The following is a 16340-nucleotide window of genomic DNA, read 5'->3' as shown; positions in this document are numbered from 1 at the left end:
GGCTTCGAGGCGCCAAACGTACATGGATCTTTTTCAGACAAGGCAGCTTGCCTCGCGGTTCACCTCGTTACTCTTTAACTTTCTTTGCGGATCAGTAGCTTTTGGGACAGGTTGAACAAGCCGAGAGCCGCGTACCGGTAACGCTCGAAACACGGATGGGAAAAGGTTTTAGATGCATTTTCCAGTACCGTCACGAGGCATTCTGGTGACCAATTGTACTTTAGTTTGGACAGGTTATAATCGACATCTTCTTGATTGACCGATTGTCTATCACGTCTGGCCTTGTAATCAGCCTGTGCCAACAGAGCGTGGCAAAGCTTATAGCGTTTCACTTCATAGTGGAGAGTGCTTTTGCTTCGTTCTAGCTGTTTCGCTATATAGGACAGTAGTTTTTCTTTCAGGCAATAACACTCGATTCGCACACCTTCCCGTAATATCACAGGGGCATCGCTCGTTTGGGAACACTCCTTTAGTTGATTCGCATTAACTGCGGTGTATCCACTTGAGCTATTTTTATTTTCTAGCCTTCCAACTTACTATGATAATCTATAAAAAAATAATATTTTACTATTCTAAATATTTTTTCTTTTAACAGTTTCTTGACACACCATATCTACGCTGATAACCTTACAATAATATTTAAAGGAAGCAGGAGGCGCGTCTACTTATGTGGGAATCAAAATTTGTAAAAGAAGGCTTAACGTTTGATGATGTATTGCTTGTACCAGCCCATTCGGAAGTTTTACCAAAAGACATTGATTTATCAGTTGAATTGACACCAACCCTTAAGTTAAAAATTCCAGTGATCAGTGCAGGTATGGATACAGTAACGGAAGCTAAAATGGCTATTGCTATGGCTCGCCAAGGCGGATTAGGAATTATCCATAAAAACATGAGTATTGAAGAACAGGCTGAACAAGTCGTTACTGTAAAGCGTTCAGAAAATGGCGTGATCACCGATCCTTTCTTCTTAACTCCTGAGCACCAAGTTTACGATGCAGAGCATTTAATGGGAAAATACCGAATTTCAGGTGTACCTATTGTTAACAACGAAAGTGAATTAAAACTTGTTGGAATTATCACAAACCGCGATTTACGGTTTATCCAAGATTATTCTTTGAAAATTAATGATGTAATGACAAAAGAGCAATTAGTAACTGCTCCTATTGGAACTACCTTAGAAGATGCTGAAAAGATTCTTCAGCAATACAAGATTGAAAAGTTACCAATTGTTGATAACCAAGGCGTGTTAAAAGGGTTAATTACGATAAAAGATATTGAAAAAGTAATTGAATTTCCTAATGCTGCGAAAGACCAGCACGGTCGTTTGTTAGCAGGCGCTGCTGTAGGCGTTACTTCAGACACTATGAAGCGCGTTGAGCATTTGGTGAAGGCTTCTGTTGATGTCATTGTACTGGATACAGCTCATGGTCATTCAGAAGGCGTTTTAGGAATGGTAAAGCAGATCAGGGCAACTTATCCAGAATTAACGATTATTGCTGGAAACGTAGCCACTGCTGCTGGAACAAAAGCATTGATTGAAGCGGGTGCAGATGTAGTTAAAGTTGGAATCGGTCCTGGTTCGATCTGTACAACTCGTGTTGTCGCAGGTGTTGGGGTTCCTCAGATTACAGCGGTATATGACTGCGCAACAGAGGCACGTAAGCATGGCAAAGCCATTATTGCTGATGGTGGAATCAAGTATTCTGGAGACATCATCAAAGCCTTAGCAGCGGGCGGACATGTTGTAATGCTTGGTAGTTTGTTGGCGGGGACGACTGAAAGTCCAGGAGATACTGAAATCTTCCAAGGTCGTCGCTTTAAAACCTATCGTGGTATGGGATCAATCGCTTCTATGGAAAAAGGCTCGAAAGACCGCTATTTCCAAGATGATGCAAAAAAATTAGTGCCAGAAGGAATCGAAGGTCGCTTGCCATACAAAGGACCACTTTCTGATACAATTCATCAATTACTAGGTGGTATCCGTGCAGGAATGGGTTATTGCGGAACTAAAGATTTACAGGTGTTACGTGAAGAAGCACAATTTATTCGTATGACTGGAGCAGGATTACGCGAAAGTCATCCGCATGATGTTCAAATTACTAAAGAATCTCCAAACTACTCCATTTAAGTTTATAAGACATCTTGCTCTTCATTTAATCGAAGAGCAAGATGTCTTTTTATGTTTTCGTTTTTAAGCATAATGAATGTGATAAAATAGCATGTGGAATCTTATAGATGGAGGTATTCAAATACGTGAAGAATTTTTTAACTAAAGGACTACTTATAGCATTACTCGTCATACTTACTGTGCTAGCAATTGTTCCGCAGCAAGCCTATGCGGAAGACGCATTAACTATAATGGCCGAAGCCGCTATTTTGGTAGACGCTCAAAGTGGCAAGATTCTTTATGAAAAAAATGCGGAAGCGCCTTTAGGGATAGCTAGCATGACCAAAATGATGACAGAGTATTTATTATTTGAAGCGATTGAAAATGGTAAGGTTACGTGGGATCAAGAGTATGAAGTGACGGATTACACGTACAAAATTTCTCAGGACATGCGTTTAAGTAATGTGCCATTTCGTGAAGACGGCTCTTACACCATTAAAGAAATGTATGAAGCGATGGCTATTTTCTCAGCTAACGCAGCAACAATCGGTATTGCCGAGACGATTGCAGGAACAGAAAGTAAATTTGTTGACCTAATGAACGATAAAGCAAAAGAAATGGGCTTAGAAGAAACGACTTTTGTCAATTCAACGGGTCTTAGTAATTCAAGCTTGATGGGCATGCATCCAGAGGGCACGAAAGAAACAGATGAAAACATCATGCCGGCGCGTTCAGTTGCCAAACTAACGAAACGCTTATTGGATGATTATCCAGAAGTGTTAGAAACGACTAAAATTCCGGTAAAATTATTTCGTGAAGGAACGGCAGACGAAACGCGTATGGAAAATTGGAATTCAATGCTTCCTGGGCTAATTTACGAATACGAAGGTATGGACGGATTAAAAACCGGCAGCACAGATTTTGCCGGTTATGCGTTTGCAGGGACAGCAAAGCGTGACGATACCCGGTTGATTGCTGTGGTTATGGGAGCAGTAGATAATAAAGGGGCCGGTTCGTATAAAGCTCGCTTTGATGCGACCCGTACTTTATTCGATTATGGTTTTGGTGAATTTACAACAGAAGAGGTTATTCCTGCAGGCTATCAATTTGAAGGTCAGCAAACGCTTGCTGTTGAAAATGGATTAGAAGAAAAAGTATCGATTGCGGTCAAAGAGCCAGTAAAGATGATGATTCGGACAGCGGATAAAGAATTGTATCGACCGGAATTACTGTTAGACGATTCAGTAGTTAAGAACGGCAAACTAGAAGCAGGTGTGGAAAAAGATTTAGTTGTAGGAACGCTACAGCTTAAGAAAACAGATGGCACGGAATATGGCTATTTGAGCGGCAGTACGGAAAAAGTTGAAATCGTGACTACTGAAGCTGTTGAACGTGCTAACTGGTTGTCTTTATCGATGCGCAGTACAGGAGAGTTCTTGTCTTCTTTGTGGGATGATGCAGGTAGTTTTGTAAGAGGGTTATTTTAATGATAAAAAAGCTGTTCATCCAAATAGATGAACGGCTTTTTTTATTGTATTTTCCAACAAGCCATCAATTCAATAATTCCTAAATGAATTTCTTCTTCGGATAGACCACCGAATCCGAGCACAATTTTTGGGTAAATTCCAGATTTTTTGTGGACATCATAAGAGTTTAGACCTGTGACACGAATGCCCGCTTGTTTAGCACGTTGTACCAGTTCTTCTTCGCTTGACGAGGTTTGGATGGTTAGCACGATATGCATGCCTGCTTGTTCACCGGAAACCGTGACGACCGGAGAGAATAAAGCGAGCGACTGACTCAGTTGTTTGATTTTCTTCTGATAGAGCTTGCGCATGCGGTTCAAGTGGCGCGAAAAATGACCATCTTTCATGAATTTGGCGACTAGTTGTTGATCATGTCTGGGTACCGATGAAGAGTAATGAAGAAACGTTTGCTGATAAGCCCGTAGCAGTTGTTTAGGCAAAACCATATAAGCGAGACGCAAAGAAGGCATGAGCGATTTAGAAAAAGTACTAATGTAAATAACACGGTCGCTTAAGTCCATGCTTTGTAGCGCGGGAATGGGGCGGCTAGTGTATCGAAATTCACTGTCGTAATCGTCTTCAATAATATAACGTTCAGGCTTAGCGACAGCCCAGTTCAGTAATTGCGCACGTTTGGTGGCACTCAAGACCGAACCTGATGGAAATTGGTGTGATGGTGTGACGTAAGCTACATCAACGTTAGATTCTTCTAACTGACTAACGTTGATGCCGTCTTGTTCGAGTTCAATCGGGATAGACTGGCGGTCGTGATGACTGAAAATGCTATGGGTCAATGCATAGCCAGGATTTTCATAGCCGTAAACCAGTTTTTTATGAAGTAGACGAATGAGTAAGGGCATTAATTGTTCTGTACCAGAGCCAATCACGATTTGTTCTGCATCACAAACAACTCCGCGAGACTGGTACAAATAACGGGCAATTTCTTGGCGCAAGGCGTCGTCTCCTTGAGGGTGCCCAGATAATAATAAGTGATGATTAGAGTCATCTAAAATGTCACGTGTCAGTTTGCGCCACGTTAAAAATGGAAAAGAACGTGTATCAATACTGGCCGAGTTGAAATCTATTTTGTAAGCAGTCGTTTCTTTGACGGTAGGCTCGTCATGCGGAATATCCAAGTACGCCAGTTCTTCGACGGGTTGAGCATAAAATCCTTTACGTGGTCTAGATTCAATAAATCCTTCCGCGACAAGTTGAGAATACGCCAGTTCGACGGTCGTTTGACTAATTTGCAGATAATCTGCTAATTTGCGTTTGCTTGGTAATTTTGCCTCTATGCCGATTGTGCCGTTTATAATGGCTTCTTTTATTTCTTGATACAACTGTTTGTATAACGGGGTTTGTGACTGTTTTTGAAGTTGAAACATTAGCATATCCATATGAATTCCTCCAACTGACCTGATTGAAATGATTGTAACTGAGTCTTTTTATATGGTCAATCTCTATTATACTGAATTTATTAATGAATAGGGGGAATTAGTAAATGACTCAACATGGAACAAATCGTGTAAAAAGAGGAATGGCTGAAATGCAAAAAGGTGGCGTGATTATGGATGTGGTTAATGCAGAACAAGCACGTATTGCAGAAGCTGCAGGCGCAACGGCTGTCATGGCACTTGAACGTGTGCCATCAGATATTCGTAGAGACGGTGGAGTAGCACGTATGGCAGACCCACGCATCACAGAAGAAGTGATGAAAGCTGTATCGATTCCAGTGATGGCAAAAGCGCGTATTGGTCATATTGTGGAAGCGCGTATTTTAGAAGCGATGGGTGTCGATTATATCGATGAAAGTGAAGTGCTGACGCCAGCCGATGAAGAATTTCATTTATTAAAAAACCAATACACGGTTCCTTTTGTTTGCGGGTGTCGGAATTTAGGTGAAGCGGCGCGCAGAATTGGTGAAGGCGCTTCGATGCTACGAACAAAAGGCGAACCAGGTACAGGAAATATTGTCGAAGCAGTTCGTCATTTGCGACAAGTAAATGCAGAAATCCGCAAAGTAGTCGCAATGAGCGAAGATGAATTAATGACAGAAGCACGTAACTTAGGAGCTTCTTATGAGTTTTTAAAAGAAGTTAAAAGTTTAGGGCGCTTGCCGGTAGTTAATTTTGCAGCTGGCGGAATTGCCATACCTGCAGATGCAGCGTTAATGATGGAATTAGGAGCGGACGGTGTGTTTGTTGGTTCTGGTATTTTCAAATCAGATAACCCTGAACGATTTGCCCGAGCGATTGTGGAAGCGACGACACATTACCAAGATTACAAATTGATCGCTGAACTGTCAAAAGACCTGGGCATTGCAATGAAGGGCATTGAAATTTCAACCATTGCTGCCGGTGAACGTATGCAAGAGCGAGGCTGGTAACCTGAAACGAGTAGGAATTCTTGCGTTGCAAGGAGCTGTTCGTGAGCATATCAAGTCGGTTCAGGCGTGCGGAGCGGAAGCGATTGCTGTTAAATGGCCGAAAGATCTTAAAAATTTGGATGGCTTAATCTTACCGGGCGGAGAAAGTACGACGATGCGCCGTTTAATCGATCGTTATGGCTTGATGGAACCGTTAAGAGAGTTTGCGCAAACCGGAAAACCGATGTTTGGCACGTGTGCGGGCTTAATTTTGCTTGCTGAAACAGTCGTTGGTAGCGACGATGCGCATTTAGGTGTGATGGACGTTACAGTGGAACGAAATTCGTTTGGTCGACAAGTGGATAGTTTTGAAGCACCGCTTGCGATTAAAGGTATTGATGGATCTTTTGAAGCCGTCTTTATCCGAGCGCCCCATATTGTTAGTGTCGGAGAAGAAACCGAAGTGTTATGCGTGCATAATGAAAAAATTGTGATGGCGAGAGATGGCCAATTTCTCGGTTGTTCATTCCATCCCGAATTGACCGACGATCACCGCATTACGGCTTATTTTTTAAACATGATTAAGAACAAGTCAGACCTTCTCTTGCAAAACCTATCAACTTATAGTAAAGTATGATTAATTTAAAAGACGAAACGTTGATGGGAATTAGTAAAATGACTGTTTTTCCAAAGAGAGCCGGTGGTTGGTGCGAACCGGTGAAAAACACATTTGAATCCACCCCGGAGTTGCATGGCGAAAAAAGCCATTGCCGGTTTAAATGCCGTTATGTGATGAAGAGGATTGGCTTTTGCCGATCAATCAGGGTGGCAACGCGGGTAGCTCTCGTCCCTTTACCAAGGGATGGGGGCTATTTTTGTTGTCTTTTTTTATTTTGAAATTTTAAGGAGGAAACAGTATGTTGGATATTCGTTTTGTACGTGCCAATTTTGAAGAAGTAAAAGCAAAGCTTGGAAAGCGCGGGGAAGATATTTCTGTACTTAATGATTTTGAAGGATTGGATCTAAAACGCCGTGAGTTGATTGCACAAACTGAAAAATTAAAAGCAGAGCGCAACGAAGCGTCTCAAAATATCGCAGCGATGAAACGTGCAAAAGAAAATGCAGACGAAGCCATTACAAAAATGCGTGAAGTTGGCGATCAAATTAAAGTGATTGATGAAGAGTTAAAAGCAGTTGAAGAAAGCTTGCACTATATTATGATGCGTGTTCCAAATATTCCGCACGACAGCGTGCCGTTTGGCGATTCTGAAGATGATAATGAAGAAATCCGCACATGGGGCGACAAGCCTGCATTTGACTTTGACGTTAAGCCACACTGGGATTTAGGAACGGATTTAAACATCATTGATTTTGAACGCGCAGCGAAAGTAACGGGCAGCCGGTTTGTCTTTTACCGTGGACTTGGTGCTCGCTTAGAACGCGCATTGATCAACTTTATGATGGACCTCCACCAAGAAGAGCATGGCTATGAAGAAATGTTGCCTCCTTATATGGTTAACCGCGAAAGCTTGACAGGCACTGGCCAATTGCCGAAGTTTGAAGAAGATGCATTTTTGATTGAGAAAGAGGATTATTTCCTCATTCCGACTTCTGAAGTACCGGTAACTAACTTTTACCGTGATGAAATTTTAACGGCAGATATGTTGCCACAAGCCTTTGCGTCTTATAGCGCGAATTTCCGCTCTGAAGCGGGTTCTGCAGGTCGCGACACACGCGGACTAATCAGACAGCACCAATTCAATAAAGTCGAGCTAGTGCGCTTTGTAAAGCCAGAGGATTCTTACGACGAATTAGAGAAATTGACAGGACATGCGGAGAAAGTACTGCAACTTTTAGGACTACCTTATCGCGTCTTAAAAATGTGTACAGCCGACCTAGGGTTTACAGCTGCCAAAAAATACGATATCGAAGTATGGATTCCAAGCCAAGAAACATATCGTGAAATTTCTTCTTGCAGTAACTTTGAAGATTTCCAAGCAAGACGTGCAAATATTAAATTCCGTCGTGAAACAACAGGAAAACCTGAATTTGTTCACACATTAAACGGCAGTGGATTAGCAATTGGTCGTACGGTGGCAGCTTTACTTGAAAACTGTCAGCAAAAAGATGGATCAATCCTAATTCCTGAAGTATTACAGCCTTATATGGGTGGCAAAAAGACTATTGGATAAAGTAGCTTTCATTTTTCTTCATGGCTTTTAAGTAGTGGAGCGATTTAATAAAAAGACTCAAAAGCAATTTTGCTTTTGAGTCTTTTTTTAGAGAAAAAGGGTAAAGAGAAGTTAAGGAATCTGAGCGAAGGAGTTGTTTTTATGGAAAACCTAAGCTTTCAAATTATAGAAACAAACGGTATCCATCTTCATATAGCTGTAGCGGGACCAGCAAATGGACCGTTAGTTGTCTTGTTGCATGGCTTTCCAGAATTTTGGTTTGGTTGGAAAAATCAAATTCAACCTTTAGCAGAAAAAGGATACCGGGTCGTGGCGCCTGACCAGCGCGGCTATAATTTGAGCGATAAGCCAAAAGGAATCGATAATTACACCGTGGATTATTTACGTGATGATGTGATTGGCATCATTGAGCACTTCCAAAAAAAGACAGCTATTATTATCGGACATGACTGGGGCGGAGCAGTAGCTTGGCATTTGGCAGCCACGCGGCCCGAGTATGTGGAAAAATTGATTGTCTTGAACATCCCACATCCCAAAGCCATGCCAAAAGTACTCAAAAAAAATCCACTACAATGGATGAAGAGTGCCTACATTGCGTTTTTTCAGTTACCTAATCTGCCTGAGAAGGCTCTTGGCATGGGGGGATTTAAAGCTATGCAGCAAGGAATTGAACAGTCTAGCAAGCCGACTGCTTTTTCAAAACACGAACTTGAACTATACAAAGCAGCGTGGTCACAGTCTGATGCATTAACAGCGATGCTCAATTGGTACCGGGCAATCCGGAGAGGCAGCTTTAGGCAAGTGCCGGATACGAAAATCAAAGTACCAGTCCGCATTATTTGGGGAGTGGGCGATCAGTTTCTGTCACCTATGCTTGCAAAGGAAAGCATGTCTTTTTGCGAAGAAGTCAATTTGGCCTTTGTCGGAGAAGCAACGCATTGGATTCAACACGAGCAACCGGAGATTGTTAATCACTTGATTGTTCAATTCATCAACGAATAAAAGCGGAAGACCCTATAACTGGGTTTTCCGCTTTTGCTTCTTGGCTTCTCGAAGATTTCGGAAAAACTGCGTTAGCAGCTGTCCACATTCTTCAGCAAGAACGTTTTCGGTTACTTGGCATTGATGATTAAAGCGCTCATCATTCAGCAAACGGTACAAGGAATCTACACTGCCCGCTTTCGCATCGCGCGCGCCATAAACAACGTGGGGAATCCGAGACTGCAAAATGGCACCTGCACACATGGGGCAAGGCTCTAACGTAACGTAAATCTTTGTGTCTTCGAGTCGCCAGTTGCCGAGATGCAGACAAGCTTCTTGTATAGCTAGTAGTTCGGCGTGTGTTACAGCGTTTTGTGTCGTTTCACGTAAGTTGTGTGCACGCGCAATAACTTGGTCTTTGTAAACAATAACAGCACCAATGGGTACTTCTCCTTTTACTCCTGCTTTATTGGCTTCGTCAATCGCCATATTCATGTAATAATGATCTTTTTCCATCCCGTTCATGATGCATCGCTCCTTAAATCCAGTGTATCATTTTCTACCAATTAAAAAAGTCGAGCAGACAAAAATCATTGAACAGCGTAAACTAAAGAAATTAGCTACTAAACAGTGAGGGGTGTTCGAAGAATGAAACAACATAAAAAAGAAAAACCTCTTCATTTTACTCTACGATTTGTTTTTATTTTTATTGGAGCTACGTTGGCGGCGGCGGCTATTGAATTATTTTTAGTTCCGAATTCGATTATTGATGGTGGTATTATTGGCGTTTCTTTAATCTTGAACTATTTAACGGTTGTTCCTTTTGGCGTATTGATGGTCGCAATCAATTTGCCGTTCCTTTATTTTGGTTATAAGCATATTGGTCGTAACTTTTTTGTCTCTTCTATTTTTGCTATTGTGACCCTAGCGTTAATAGCAATTCCGATGCATAAAATCGAACCTTTTGTGGGAGATCCACTTCTTGCTACAATATTTGGCGGGTTACTTCTTGGTGTGGGGGTTGGACTGGTCATTCGGAACGGTGGCGCACTTGATGGAACCGAGATTCTCGGGATTTTATTGACGAAAAAATTACCGTTTTCCATTGGTGAGTTTGTTATGTTTTTCAATGTCTTTATCTTTGGATGGGCTGCTTTTGTTCTTGGACTGGAGCAAGCGATGTATTCGGTTTTGACGTACTATATTGCTTCTAAAACGATTGATGTGGTCATTCAAGGTCTTGAAGATACAAAAGCTGTACTAATTGTATCAGAAGAATACGAAGAAATTGGTTCAGCGATTAATGATCGTCTTGGTCGAAGCTTTACTAAGCTGCATGGTCAAGGGGGCTATTTGAATACTCCTAAAGATGTTATTTATGTGGTAGTTACTCGTCTGGAACTAACCAAGCTCAAACAAATTGTCACAGATGTTGATTCGAAAGCCTTTTTAACGATTATGGACACTCAAGAAGTCCACGGGGCAACCTTTAAAAAACCGATTCATTAATAAATCCTTCGATTTTCTGCTCTACTTTTCGCGTGAGTGGTGTGTTAAAATAAATGGCATTGCAATTTACTTGAAACCAAAAAGGAGGACTTCGCATGCCGGTACCATTCATCACGGTAGAAGGTCCGATTGGTGTAGGCAAAACGTCGCTGACGAAAGCGCTCGCCGATCAAAATCAATTTCAGTTGTTAAAAGAAATTGTTGACGAAAACCCATTTTTAAATAAATTCTACGAAGATATAGAAGAGTGGAGCTTCCAAACAGAGATGTTCTTCTTATGTAATCGCTATAAACAGTTGGCGGACATCCAGAAGAAATTTATTTCAAAGCGGGAACCAGTCGTAGCAGATTATCACATTTTCAAAAACCTCATCTTTGCTAAGCGTACATTGCCAGAGGCAGAATATGCTAAATACGAAGCCATCTATAAAATTCTGACGGTGGATATGCCAAAACCGAACATGGTCATTTATTTACATGCTAGCCTGGATACCTTAATGAAGCGTATCAAGTTACGAGGTAGAGAATTTGAACAGATGATTACGCCGGAATACATGCAACAGCTAGCAGCTGACTATCACGAATTTATCGAACGTTTTGAACGCGAGCATCCGGAAATTCCTGTATTGCGCTTTAATGGAGATGAAATCGATTTTGTTCAAAACGATGACGATTTGCAGCTTATTTTGGATAAAGTGGATGGAACTTTACAAAAAAGGAGTTTGACTTTATGAATTTACGTGAAAAATATGGCATTCCACAGAATGCGGTAATTACAATAGCGGGTACAGTAGGTGTCGGGAAGTCAACGATGACTAAAGCTTTAGCGGATGCATTGCAATTCCGAACGTCCTTTGAAAATGTTGACACCAACCCGTATTTAGATTTGTTTTACAATGATTTTGAGAAATGGAGTTTCCATTTGCAAATCTATTTCCTGGCAGAGCGTTTTAAAGAACAAAAGCGGATGTTTGAATATGGCGGCGGTTTTATTCAAGACCGTTCGATTTATGAAGATACCGGGATTTTTGCGAAAATGCATTGGGATAAAGGCACGATGAACAATGTAGATTACGAAACCTACACAAATCTGTTTGAAGCGATGGTCATGACGCCTTATTTCCCGCATCCAGATTTATTGATTTACTTGGAAGGATCGATTGAGGATATCCTTTCACGTATTCAAGAGCGTGGACGTGCTATGGAGCAACAGACACCAGTAGATTACTGGCTAGAGATGCACCAGCGCTATGAGAGTTGGATCAATTCCTTTAATGGGTGTCCCGTACTGCGTTTAAATATCAATGACTACGATCTTCTGACAAATCCGGAGTGTTCGGAACAAATTGTTGAACGCATTGGTGGTTTTATGCAACAAGCTTCAATTCTTCGCAAATAAACAAATCCCTTGAGCTCAAGCTTAAGGGATTTTTCGTATTTCCTGGGAAATAAAAAAGATACAAAAAAACCGGAAAGCCTAAGCTTTCCGGTTTGCTATATCGAAGTTATAAATTAGTTGGATTAAAAAATGGAGGAGGAAGAGGGATTCGAACCCCCGCGGGATTTGACTCCCCTGTCGGTTTTCAAGACCGATCCCTTCAGCCAAACTTGGGTATTCCTCCGTATCAGACAAGAACTAATTTATCATGGATGAACAATAGCTGTCAACAGTTTTTCAGTTCTTTTTAATTTATTCATCTAAAAACGTGAGATATGAGTAGTAGTACAGGTAAGGATTAATCGTTATTTCGTGTTTTACCTCTTCAGATTCCTAAGTATTTACGCAGTAGATGTAACTTAATTATATGAGAAAAATCTAAGGAATCGTGATCGTGGTGCCCTGAACAACACGCTTTGTTGCAAGCTTTGGATAGACGCTGGTATCTTTGGTTTGGCTCATATCGTATTTCTACATCAATTGAGTTCAAAAGAAATTATCGTCAAAGGAAGGTTACGGATTGATTTTTTTGTGATTCATTTGTATACTAGTAAATGCCGTGCTAGGTGGGAAGATAGCGGTGTCCTGTAACCTGCAATCCGCTTTAGCAGGACTGAATTCCTTTCTGAGGCTGTTTGTATGTAAGGTCTGCCTCTTGCACGTAGTGTTGACATCTGGGTCCTGCGCAATGGGATCCCATGAACCATGTCAGGTCCGGAAGGAAGCAGCATTAAGTGGAATATTCCATGTGCCGCGGGATCGCCTAGATCGAGCCAGCGACAAGGGTAACGCTTATGTACAGCAGTCGAAGAAAGGTGCACGGCAATAATCGTAAATTCAAACCTGTCCGCTCTTGCAGCGGACAGGTTTTTTATTATTCTGTTCGTAAAATTCGTGTGTATGAAGCAGGGAAACGTTCAGAAAAAACGAGCTTTTATGCTATAATGATAGGATGAAAAACAGATTAGTTAAAAGGAGAGAATAAGTTGGCGTATCAAGCTTTTTACCGTGTTTACAGACCGCAGTCCTTTTCTGAAATGACAGGTCAAACGCATGTCAAACAAACCCTCCAAAATGCTCTCCTTTACAATAAGACAACACATGCTTATTTGTTCTCAGGGCCAAGGGGGACAGGGAAGACCAGTGCCGCTAAAATATTTGCCAAAGCATTAAACTGCGAACAAGCTCCTGCTTCGGAACCGTGCAACGAGTGTGCTTCTTGCAAGAGTATTAACGAGGGATCGAATACGGATGTTATTGAATTTGATGCAGCGTCTAATTCACGTGTAGAAGAAATGCGAGAAATCATTGAAAAGGTTCGTTTTTCACCAGCAAATTCGCGGTTTAAAATTTACATCATTGATGAAGTGCATATGTTATCAAACAGTGCCTTTAATGCGTTATTAAAAACATTAGAAGAACCACCAGAACATGTAGTTTTCATTTTGGCGACGACTGAACCGCATAAATTGCCACTGACTATTATTTCTCGTTGCCAGCGCTTTGATTTCAAATCACATACACAAGTTGATATTGTGGCACGTATGGTCGAAGTCTTAACAGATGCTGAAATTCCGTACAATGAGCAAGTGCTTAAACTTATTGCACAAGCGGCTGCAGGTGGAATGCGTGATGCATTGAGTCTATTAGATCAAGTGGTATCGTTTAGTGGCGATGAAATGACGATTGAAGATGCTTTGTTAGTTACAGGTTCTGTTAGTCAGGATGTATTTTATGGCATTGCCGAAGCATTACTCGCTAAGGATGTCGGAAAATCGTTAACATTGTTAGAACAATTGGTACGCGATGGCAAAGATCCCGTTCGCTTGGTTGAAGATTTTATTACCTTTTATCGTGATTTGCTGTTGATCCAAACGGCTCCAGATCTTCATGATATGTTGGAGTTGGTCACGCATGAACCGCGATTTGAAGAGTTGGCCAATCGATTTGAACCGGCAACATTGTACACGTGGATTGATATTTTATCTAAAACGCAACAAGAAATGCGTTTTTCAAATCATACCAAAATCTATATGGAAACAGCTTTATTGAAAATGGCTCAAGCAGATGTACCGGTTCAAAGCGGGGCTTCTGCAGTATCGCCTGAGCTAGAAGCAAAAGTGATCCAGTTGGAAAATTTAGTGCGCGAGCTACAACAACAGGTTAAAAATGGCGTAGCTAATGGTGCGCAAGCAGCACCGGCTGAGCAGAAAAAACGTCAGCGCGTTCAAAGTAGCTTTAAAATACCGACAGGACGTATTCAAGACGTCTTGAAAAATGCCACTAAAGTGGATATACAAGCGATTAAAACCAATTGGGCAACAGTCATGAGCCAATTGCAGCGATCGCATTCAGCTTTATTGAATGATGCGGAGCCAGTAGCAGCCTCAGCGGATGCATTTGTGTTAAAATTCAAGTATGATATTCATTGCCAGATGGCTTCTGACAATCAGACCTTTGCTGCTACATTTAGTCAATTGCTGGAGCAGTACGCAGGCAAAGCGTATACGCCGGTTTTTGTTCCGGACGTCAGTTGGCTGAAAATCCGTGAAGAGTTTATTAAGAAAAGTGGATTGAAGGCGGGCACTGAAGAAAAACAGTCAGAGTCTGAAGAAGAAAATCCGTTTTCGGGTGAAGGAGCAGTAGCGGAAGAAGATCCGTTTGTTTCAGAAGCTGAACGGCTTTTCGGAAAAGACTTTGTCGAAGTTCATGACGACTAAAATGAAAATTCTAAGGAGGAACTAATTATGCGCGGTGGAGGAAATATGCAAGGTATGATGAAACAAATGCAGAAAATGCAAAAAGAGATGGCAGTTGCCCAAGAAGAACTTGGAACTTTAAAGTTTGAAGGAACAGCAGGTGGTGGCATGGTTAAAGCTACTGTGTCGGGTCATAAAGAAGTGTTGGATATCGTACTTGATCCTACAGTAGTAGATCCAGAAGATATTGAAATGCTGCAGGACTTACTGGTTGTAGCAACAAATGACGCATTTAAAAAAGCGGACGATCACGCGAATTCCACAATGGGGAAATTCACGAAGGGCTTGAACATGCCAGGAATGTTCTAGGAGGCAATAACGATGCATTATCCAGAACCTATTTCGAAATTAATGGAGAGTTTTATGAAACTGCCAGGGATTGGGCCGAAAACAGCGGCTCGTCTGGCGTTTTTTGTGCTCGGAATGAAAGAGGACACAGTGCTTGATTTTGCTAAAGCCTTAGTGGATGCGAAACGGAACTTAAGCTTTTGCTCAGTGTGCGGCCATATTACGGATGTAGATCCATGCCATATTTGCCAAGATCAGCAACGTGACCGCACGACGATTTGCGTAGTACAAGATCCGAAAGATGTCATTGCGATGGAGAAAATGCGTGATTACAAAGGTTTGTATCATGTTTTACAAGGGGCAATTTCTCCGATGGATGGTATTGGTCCGGAAGATATTAACGTGCCGTCTTTGCTGAAACGTCTTCAAGATGAAGAAGTAGAAGAATTGATATTAGCGACAAACCCGACAATTGAGGGAGAAGCGACAGCGATGTATATCTCTCGACTCGTAAGACCTTCAGGAATCAAAACGACTCGGATTGCACATGGACTGCCAGTAGGTGGCGATTTGGAATACGCTGATGAAGTGACTTTATCGAAAGCGTTAGAAGGGCGACGTGAGCTCTAATACAGCAACAGCTATCAGGAACTGCCGGTTTTCGCTTCTGAAAAAATGGAAAATATTCTGATTTATTATGTTCTTCATATAATTATTGAGAAAAGAAAGATTGTTGGTAATAGAGAAGGGAAAGAAAGAAGTCGAGTAGAATGGCTTTTGATAGCTAGTTTTTCGATTTCTTTTTTTATGCTCTTCTATAGAAGGAAAAGATAATTCAAAGAAGAATGTTTTATAAATATAATTTTATTTGCCAAAAGTGTTGACAGTCTGAAGTTTATGCTTTAGTATCATAGGAGTCGTAAAGAACGACAACAACAACACAAACGATACAACAACTTGAACCTTGAAAACTGAACAGCAAAACGTCAACGAAAGACGTCACGAGCACTTCGGTGCGAGAACGGCTTTTGCGAAGCTTGCCTTATGGCAATCAGAGTAAAGTTGTTTTCCTTCTCGGTGTTCGTGACGACAACTTACTGATCAGCATTGCGCAGATCAAAGCGAATCGTGCGTCTTCGGACGGCGATACGCCAGCAGTATTGAGCAATCAA

14 protein-coding genes, 1 tRNA gene, 1 other RNA gene and 1 other annotated feature are annotated in these 16340 nt (G+C 41.5%); of the genes, 13 read left to right on the top strand and 3 right to left on the bottom strand.

Annotated features, from left to right (window positions below; all coding sequences use genetic code 11):
* Positions 1 to 667 precede the first annotated feature (667 nt).
* Positions 668 to 2131, top strand: coding sequence for an IMP dehydrogenase (gene guaB / locus QMF37_RS17740; RefSeq protein WP_058383843.1), 1464 nt, complete (start codon positions 668 to 670; stop codon positions 2129 to 2131).
* Between the two features lie 107 nt (positions 2132 to 2238).
* Positions 2239 to 3597: a serine hydrolase gene (locus QMF37_RS17735; protein WP_078079990.1), complete on the top strand. Its 1359-nt coding sequence runs from the start codon at positions 2239 to 2241 to the stop codon at positions 3595 to 3597.
* 41 nt (positions 3598 to 3638) lie between these two features.
* Here the strand turns inward: QMF37_RS17735 and pdxR are convergent, their stop codons facing one another.
* Positions 3639 to 5033: a MocR-like pyridoxine biosynthesis transcription factor PdxR gene (gene pdxR / locus QMF37_RS17730; RefSeq protein WP_078079991.1), complete on the bottom strand. Its 1395-nt coding sequence runs from the start codon at positions 5031 to 5033 to the stop codon at positions 3639 to 3641.
* A 104-nt stretch (positions 5034 to 5137) separates the two neighbouring features.
* On the opposite strand from pdxR, the gene pdxS reads away from it, so the two are divergent.
* The 4 genes from pdxS to QMF37_RS17710 all read left to right on the top strand — a co-directional run bounded on the left by pdxS (position 5138) and on the right by QMF37_RS17710 (position 9195).
* Positions 5138 to 6022, top strand: a complete 885-nt coding sequence (gene pdxS, locus QMF37_RS17725) for a pyridoxal 5'-phosphate synthase lyase subunit PdxS (protein ID WP_071153213.1) — start codon at positions 5138 to 5140, stop codon at positions 6020 to 6022.
* A 1-nt stretch (position 6023) separates the two neighbouring features.
* Complete coding sequence (gene pdxT, locus QMF37_RS17720; protein WP_071153239.1) at positions 6024 to 6638, top strand: pyridoxal 5'-phosphate synthase glutaminase subunit PdxT; 615 nt, start codon at positions 6024 to 6026, stop codon at positions 6636 to 6638.
* Positions 6639 to 6649: 11 nt separating this feature from the next.
* Positions 6650 to 6856 (top strand) — a binding site (T-box leader).
* A 62-nt stretch (positions 6857 to 6918) separates the two neighbouring features.
* Positions 6919 to 8193 (top strand): serine--tRNA ligase, encoded by a 1275-nt coding sequence (gene serS / locus QMF37_RS17715; protein ID WP_071153214.1) that lies wholly within the window; start codon positions 6919 to 6921, stop codon positions 8191 to 8193.
* A 141-nt stretch (positions 8194 to 8334) separates the two neighbouring features.
* Positions 8335 to 9195 carry an alpha/beta fold hydrolase gene (locus QMF37_RS17710; RefSeq protein WP_071153215.1) on the top strand — a complete coding sequence of 287 codons (861 nt, stop codon included), beginning with the start codon at positions 8335 to 8337 and terminating at the stop codon, positions 9193 to 9195.
* Between the two features lie 12 nt (positions 9196 to 9207).
* Here the strand turns inward: QMF37_RS17710 and tadA are convergent, their stop codons facing one another.
* Positions 9208 to 9699, bottom strand: a complete 492-nt coding sequence (gene tadA / locus QMF37_RS17705; RefSeq protein WP_143039500.1) for a tRNA adenosine(34) deaminase TadA — start codon at positions 9697 to 9699, stop codon at positions 9208 to 9210.
* Between the two features lie 123 nt (positions 9700 to 9822).
* Here tadA and QMF37_RS17700 point away from each other — a divergent pair, with 123 nt between their 5' ends.
* The 3 genes from QMF37_RS17700 (at position 9823) to QMF37_RS17690 (ending at position 12082) form a co-directional block, all read left to right on the top strand.
* Complete coding sequence (locus tag QMF37_RS17700; RefSeq protein WP_058383836.1) at positions 9823 to 10683, top strand: YitT family protein; 861 nt, start codon at positions 9823 to 9825, stop codon at positions 10681 to 10683.
* A 95-nt stretch (positions 10684 to 10778) separates the two neighbouring features.
* Entirely contained in the window at positions 10779 to 11417 is a 639-nt protein-coding gene (locus QMF37_RS17695) for a deoxynucleoside kinase (protein ID WP_071153216.1), read from the top strand.
* Entirely contained in the window at positions 11414 to 12082 is a 669-nt protein-coding gene (locus tag QMF37_RS17690; RefSeq protein ID WP_058383834.1) for a deoxynucleoside kinase, read from the top strand. Before QMF37_RS17695 ends, QMF37_RS17690 begins: the two co-directional genes overlap by 4 nt.
* A 130-nt stretch (positions 12083 to 12212) precedes the next feature.
* Here QMF37_RS17690 and QMF37_RS17685 read toward each other — a convergent pair.
* Positions 12213 to 12305: transfer RNA gene (locus QMF37_RS17685), tRNA-Ser, on the bottom strand.
* 373 nt (positions 12306 to 12678) lie between these two features.
* Here QMF37_RS17685 and ffs point away from each other — a divergent pair.
* The 4 genes from ffs to recR all read left to right on the top strand — a co-directional run bounded on the left by ffs (position 12679) and on the right by recR (position 15798).
* Positions 12679 to 12944: signal recognition particle sRNA large type (ffs, locus tag QMF37_RS17680), an RNA gene on the top strand.
* A gap of 163 nt (positions 12945 to 13107) precedes the next feature.
* A complete protein-coding gene (gene dnaX, locus QMF37_RS17675) occupies positions 13108 to 14841 on the top strand; it encodes a DNA polymerase III subunit gamma/tau (protein ID WP_071153217.1) in 1734 nt (577 codons plus the stop codon).
* Between the two features lie 24 nt (positions 14842 to 14865).
* Positions 14866 to 15189: a YbaB/EbfC family nucleoid-associated protein gene (locus tag QMF37_RS17670; protein ID WP_410477420.1), complete on the top strand. Its 324-nt coding sequence runs from the start codon at positions 14866 to 14868 to the stop codon at positions 15187 to 15189.
* Positions 15190 to 15201: 12 nt separating this feature from the next.
* On the top strand, positions 15202 to 15798 hold the full coding sequence (gene recR / locus QMF37_RS17665; RefSeq protein WP_008497656.1) for a recombination mediator RecR: 597 nt from the start codon (positions 15202 to 15204) through the stop codon (positions 15796 to 15798).
* The last annotated feature ends 542 nt before the right edge of the window (positions 15799 to 16340 follow it).

The sequence above is a fragment of the Planococcus sp. S3-L1 genome (assembly GCF_030063085.1).
Lineage (GTDB): Bacteria > Bacillota > Bacilli > Bacillales_A > Planococcaceae > Planococcus > Planococcus kocurii.
The sequence above is the reverse complement of the archived record's forward strand: the minus strand, read 5'-3'. Positions and strand labels throughout refer to the sequence as shown.

Excerpts from the sequence above, each read along its gene's own strand:
- guaB (WP_058383843.1), top strand. The coding sequence starts at position 668 with ATGTGGGAATCAAAATTTGTAAAAGAAGGCTTAACGTTTGATGATGTA.
- QMF37_RS17735 (WP_078079990.1), top strand. The coding sequence starts at position 2,239 with ATGGAGGTATTCAAATACGTGAAGAATTTTTTAACTAAAGGACTACTT.
- pdxR (WP_078079991.1), bottom strand. The coding sequence starts at position 5,033 with ATGGATATGCTAATGTTTCAACTTCAAAAACAGTCACAAACCCCGTTA.
- pdxS (WP_071153213.1), top strand. The coding sequence starts at position 5,138 with ATGACTCAACATGGAACAAATCGTGTAAAAAGAGGAATGGCTGAAATG.
- serS (WP_071153214.1), top strand. The coding sequence starts at position 6,919 with ATGTTGGATATTCGTTTTGTACGTGCCAATTTTGAAGAAGTAAAAGCA.
- QMF37_RS17710 (WP_071153215.1), top strand. The coding sequence starts at position 8,335 with ATGGAAAACCTAAGCTTTCAAATTATAGAAACAAACGGTATCCATCTT.
- tadA (WP_143039500.1), bottom strand. The coding sequence starts at position 9,699 with ATGAACGGGATGGAAAAAGATCATTATTACATGAATATGGCGATTGAC.
- QMF37_RS17700 (WP_058383836.1), top strand. The coding sequence starts at position 9,823 with ATGAAACAACATAAAAAAGAAAAACCTCTTCATTTTACTCTACGATTT.
- QMF37_RS17695 (WP_071153216.1), top strand. The coding sequence starts at position 10,779 with ATGCCGGTACCATTCATCACGGTAGAAGGTCCGATTGGTGTAGGCAAA.
- QMF37_RS17690 (WP_058383834.1), top strand. The coding sequence starts at position 11,414 with ATGAATTTACGTGAAAAATATGGCATTCCACAGAATGCGGTAATTACA.
- recR (WP_008497656.1), top strand. The coding sequence starts at position 15,202 with ATGCATTATCCAGAACCTATTTCGAAATTAATGGAGAGTTTTATGAAA.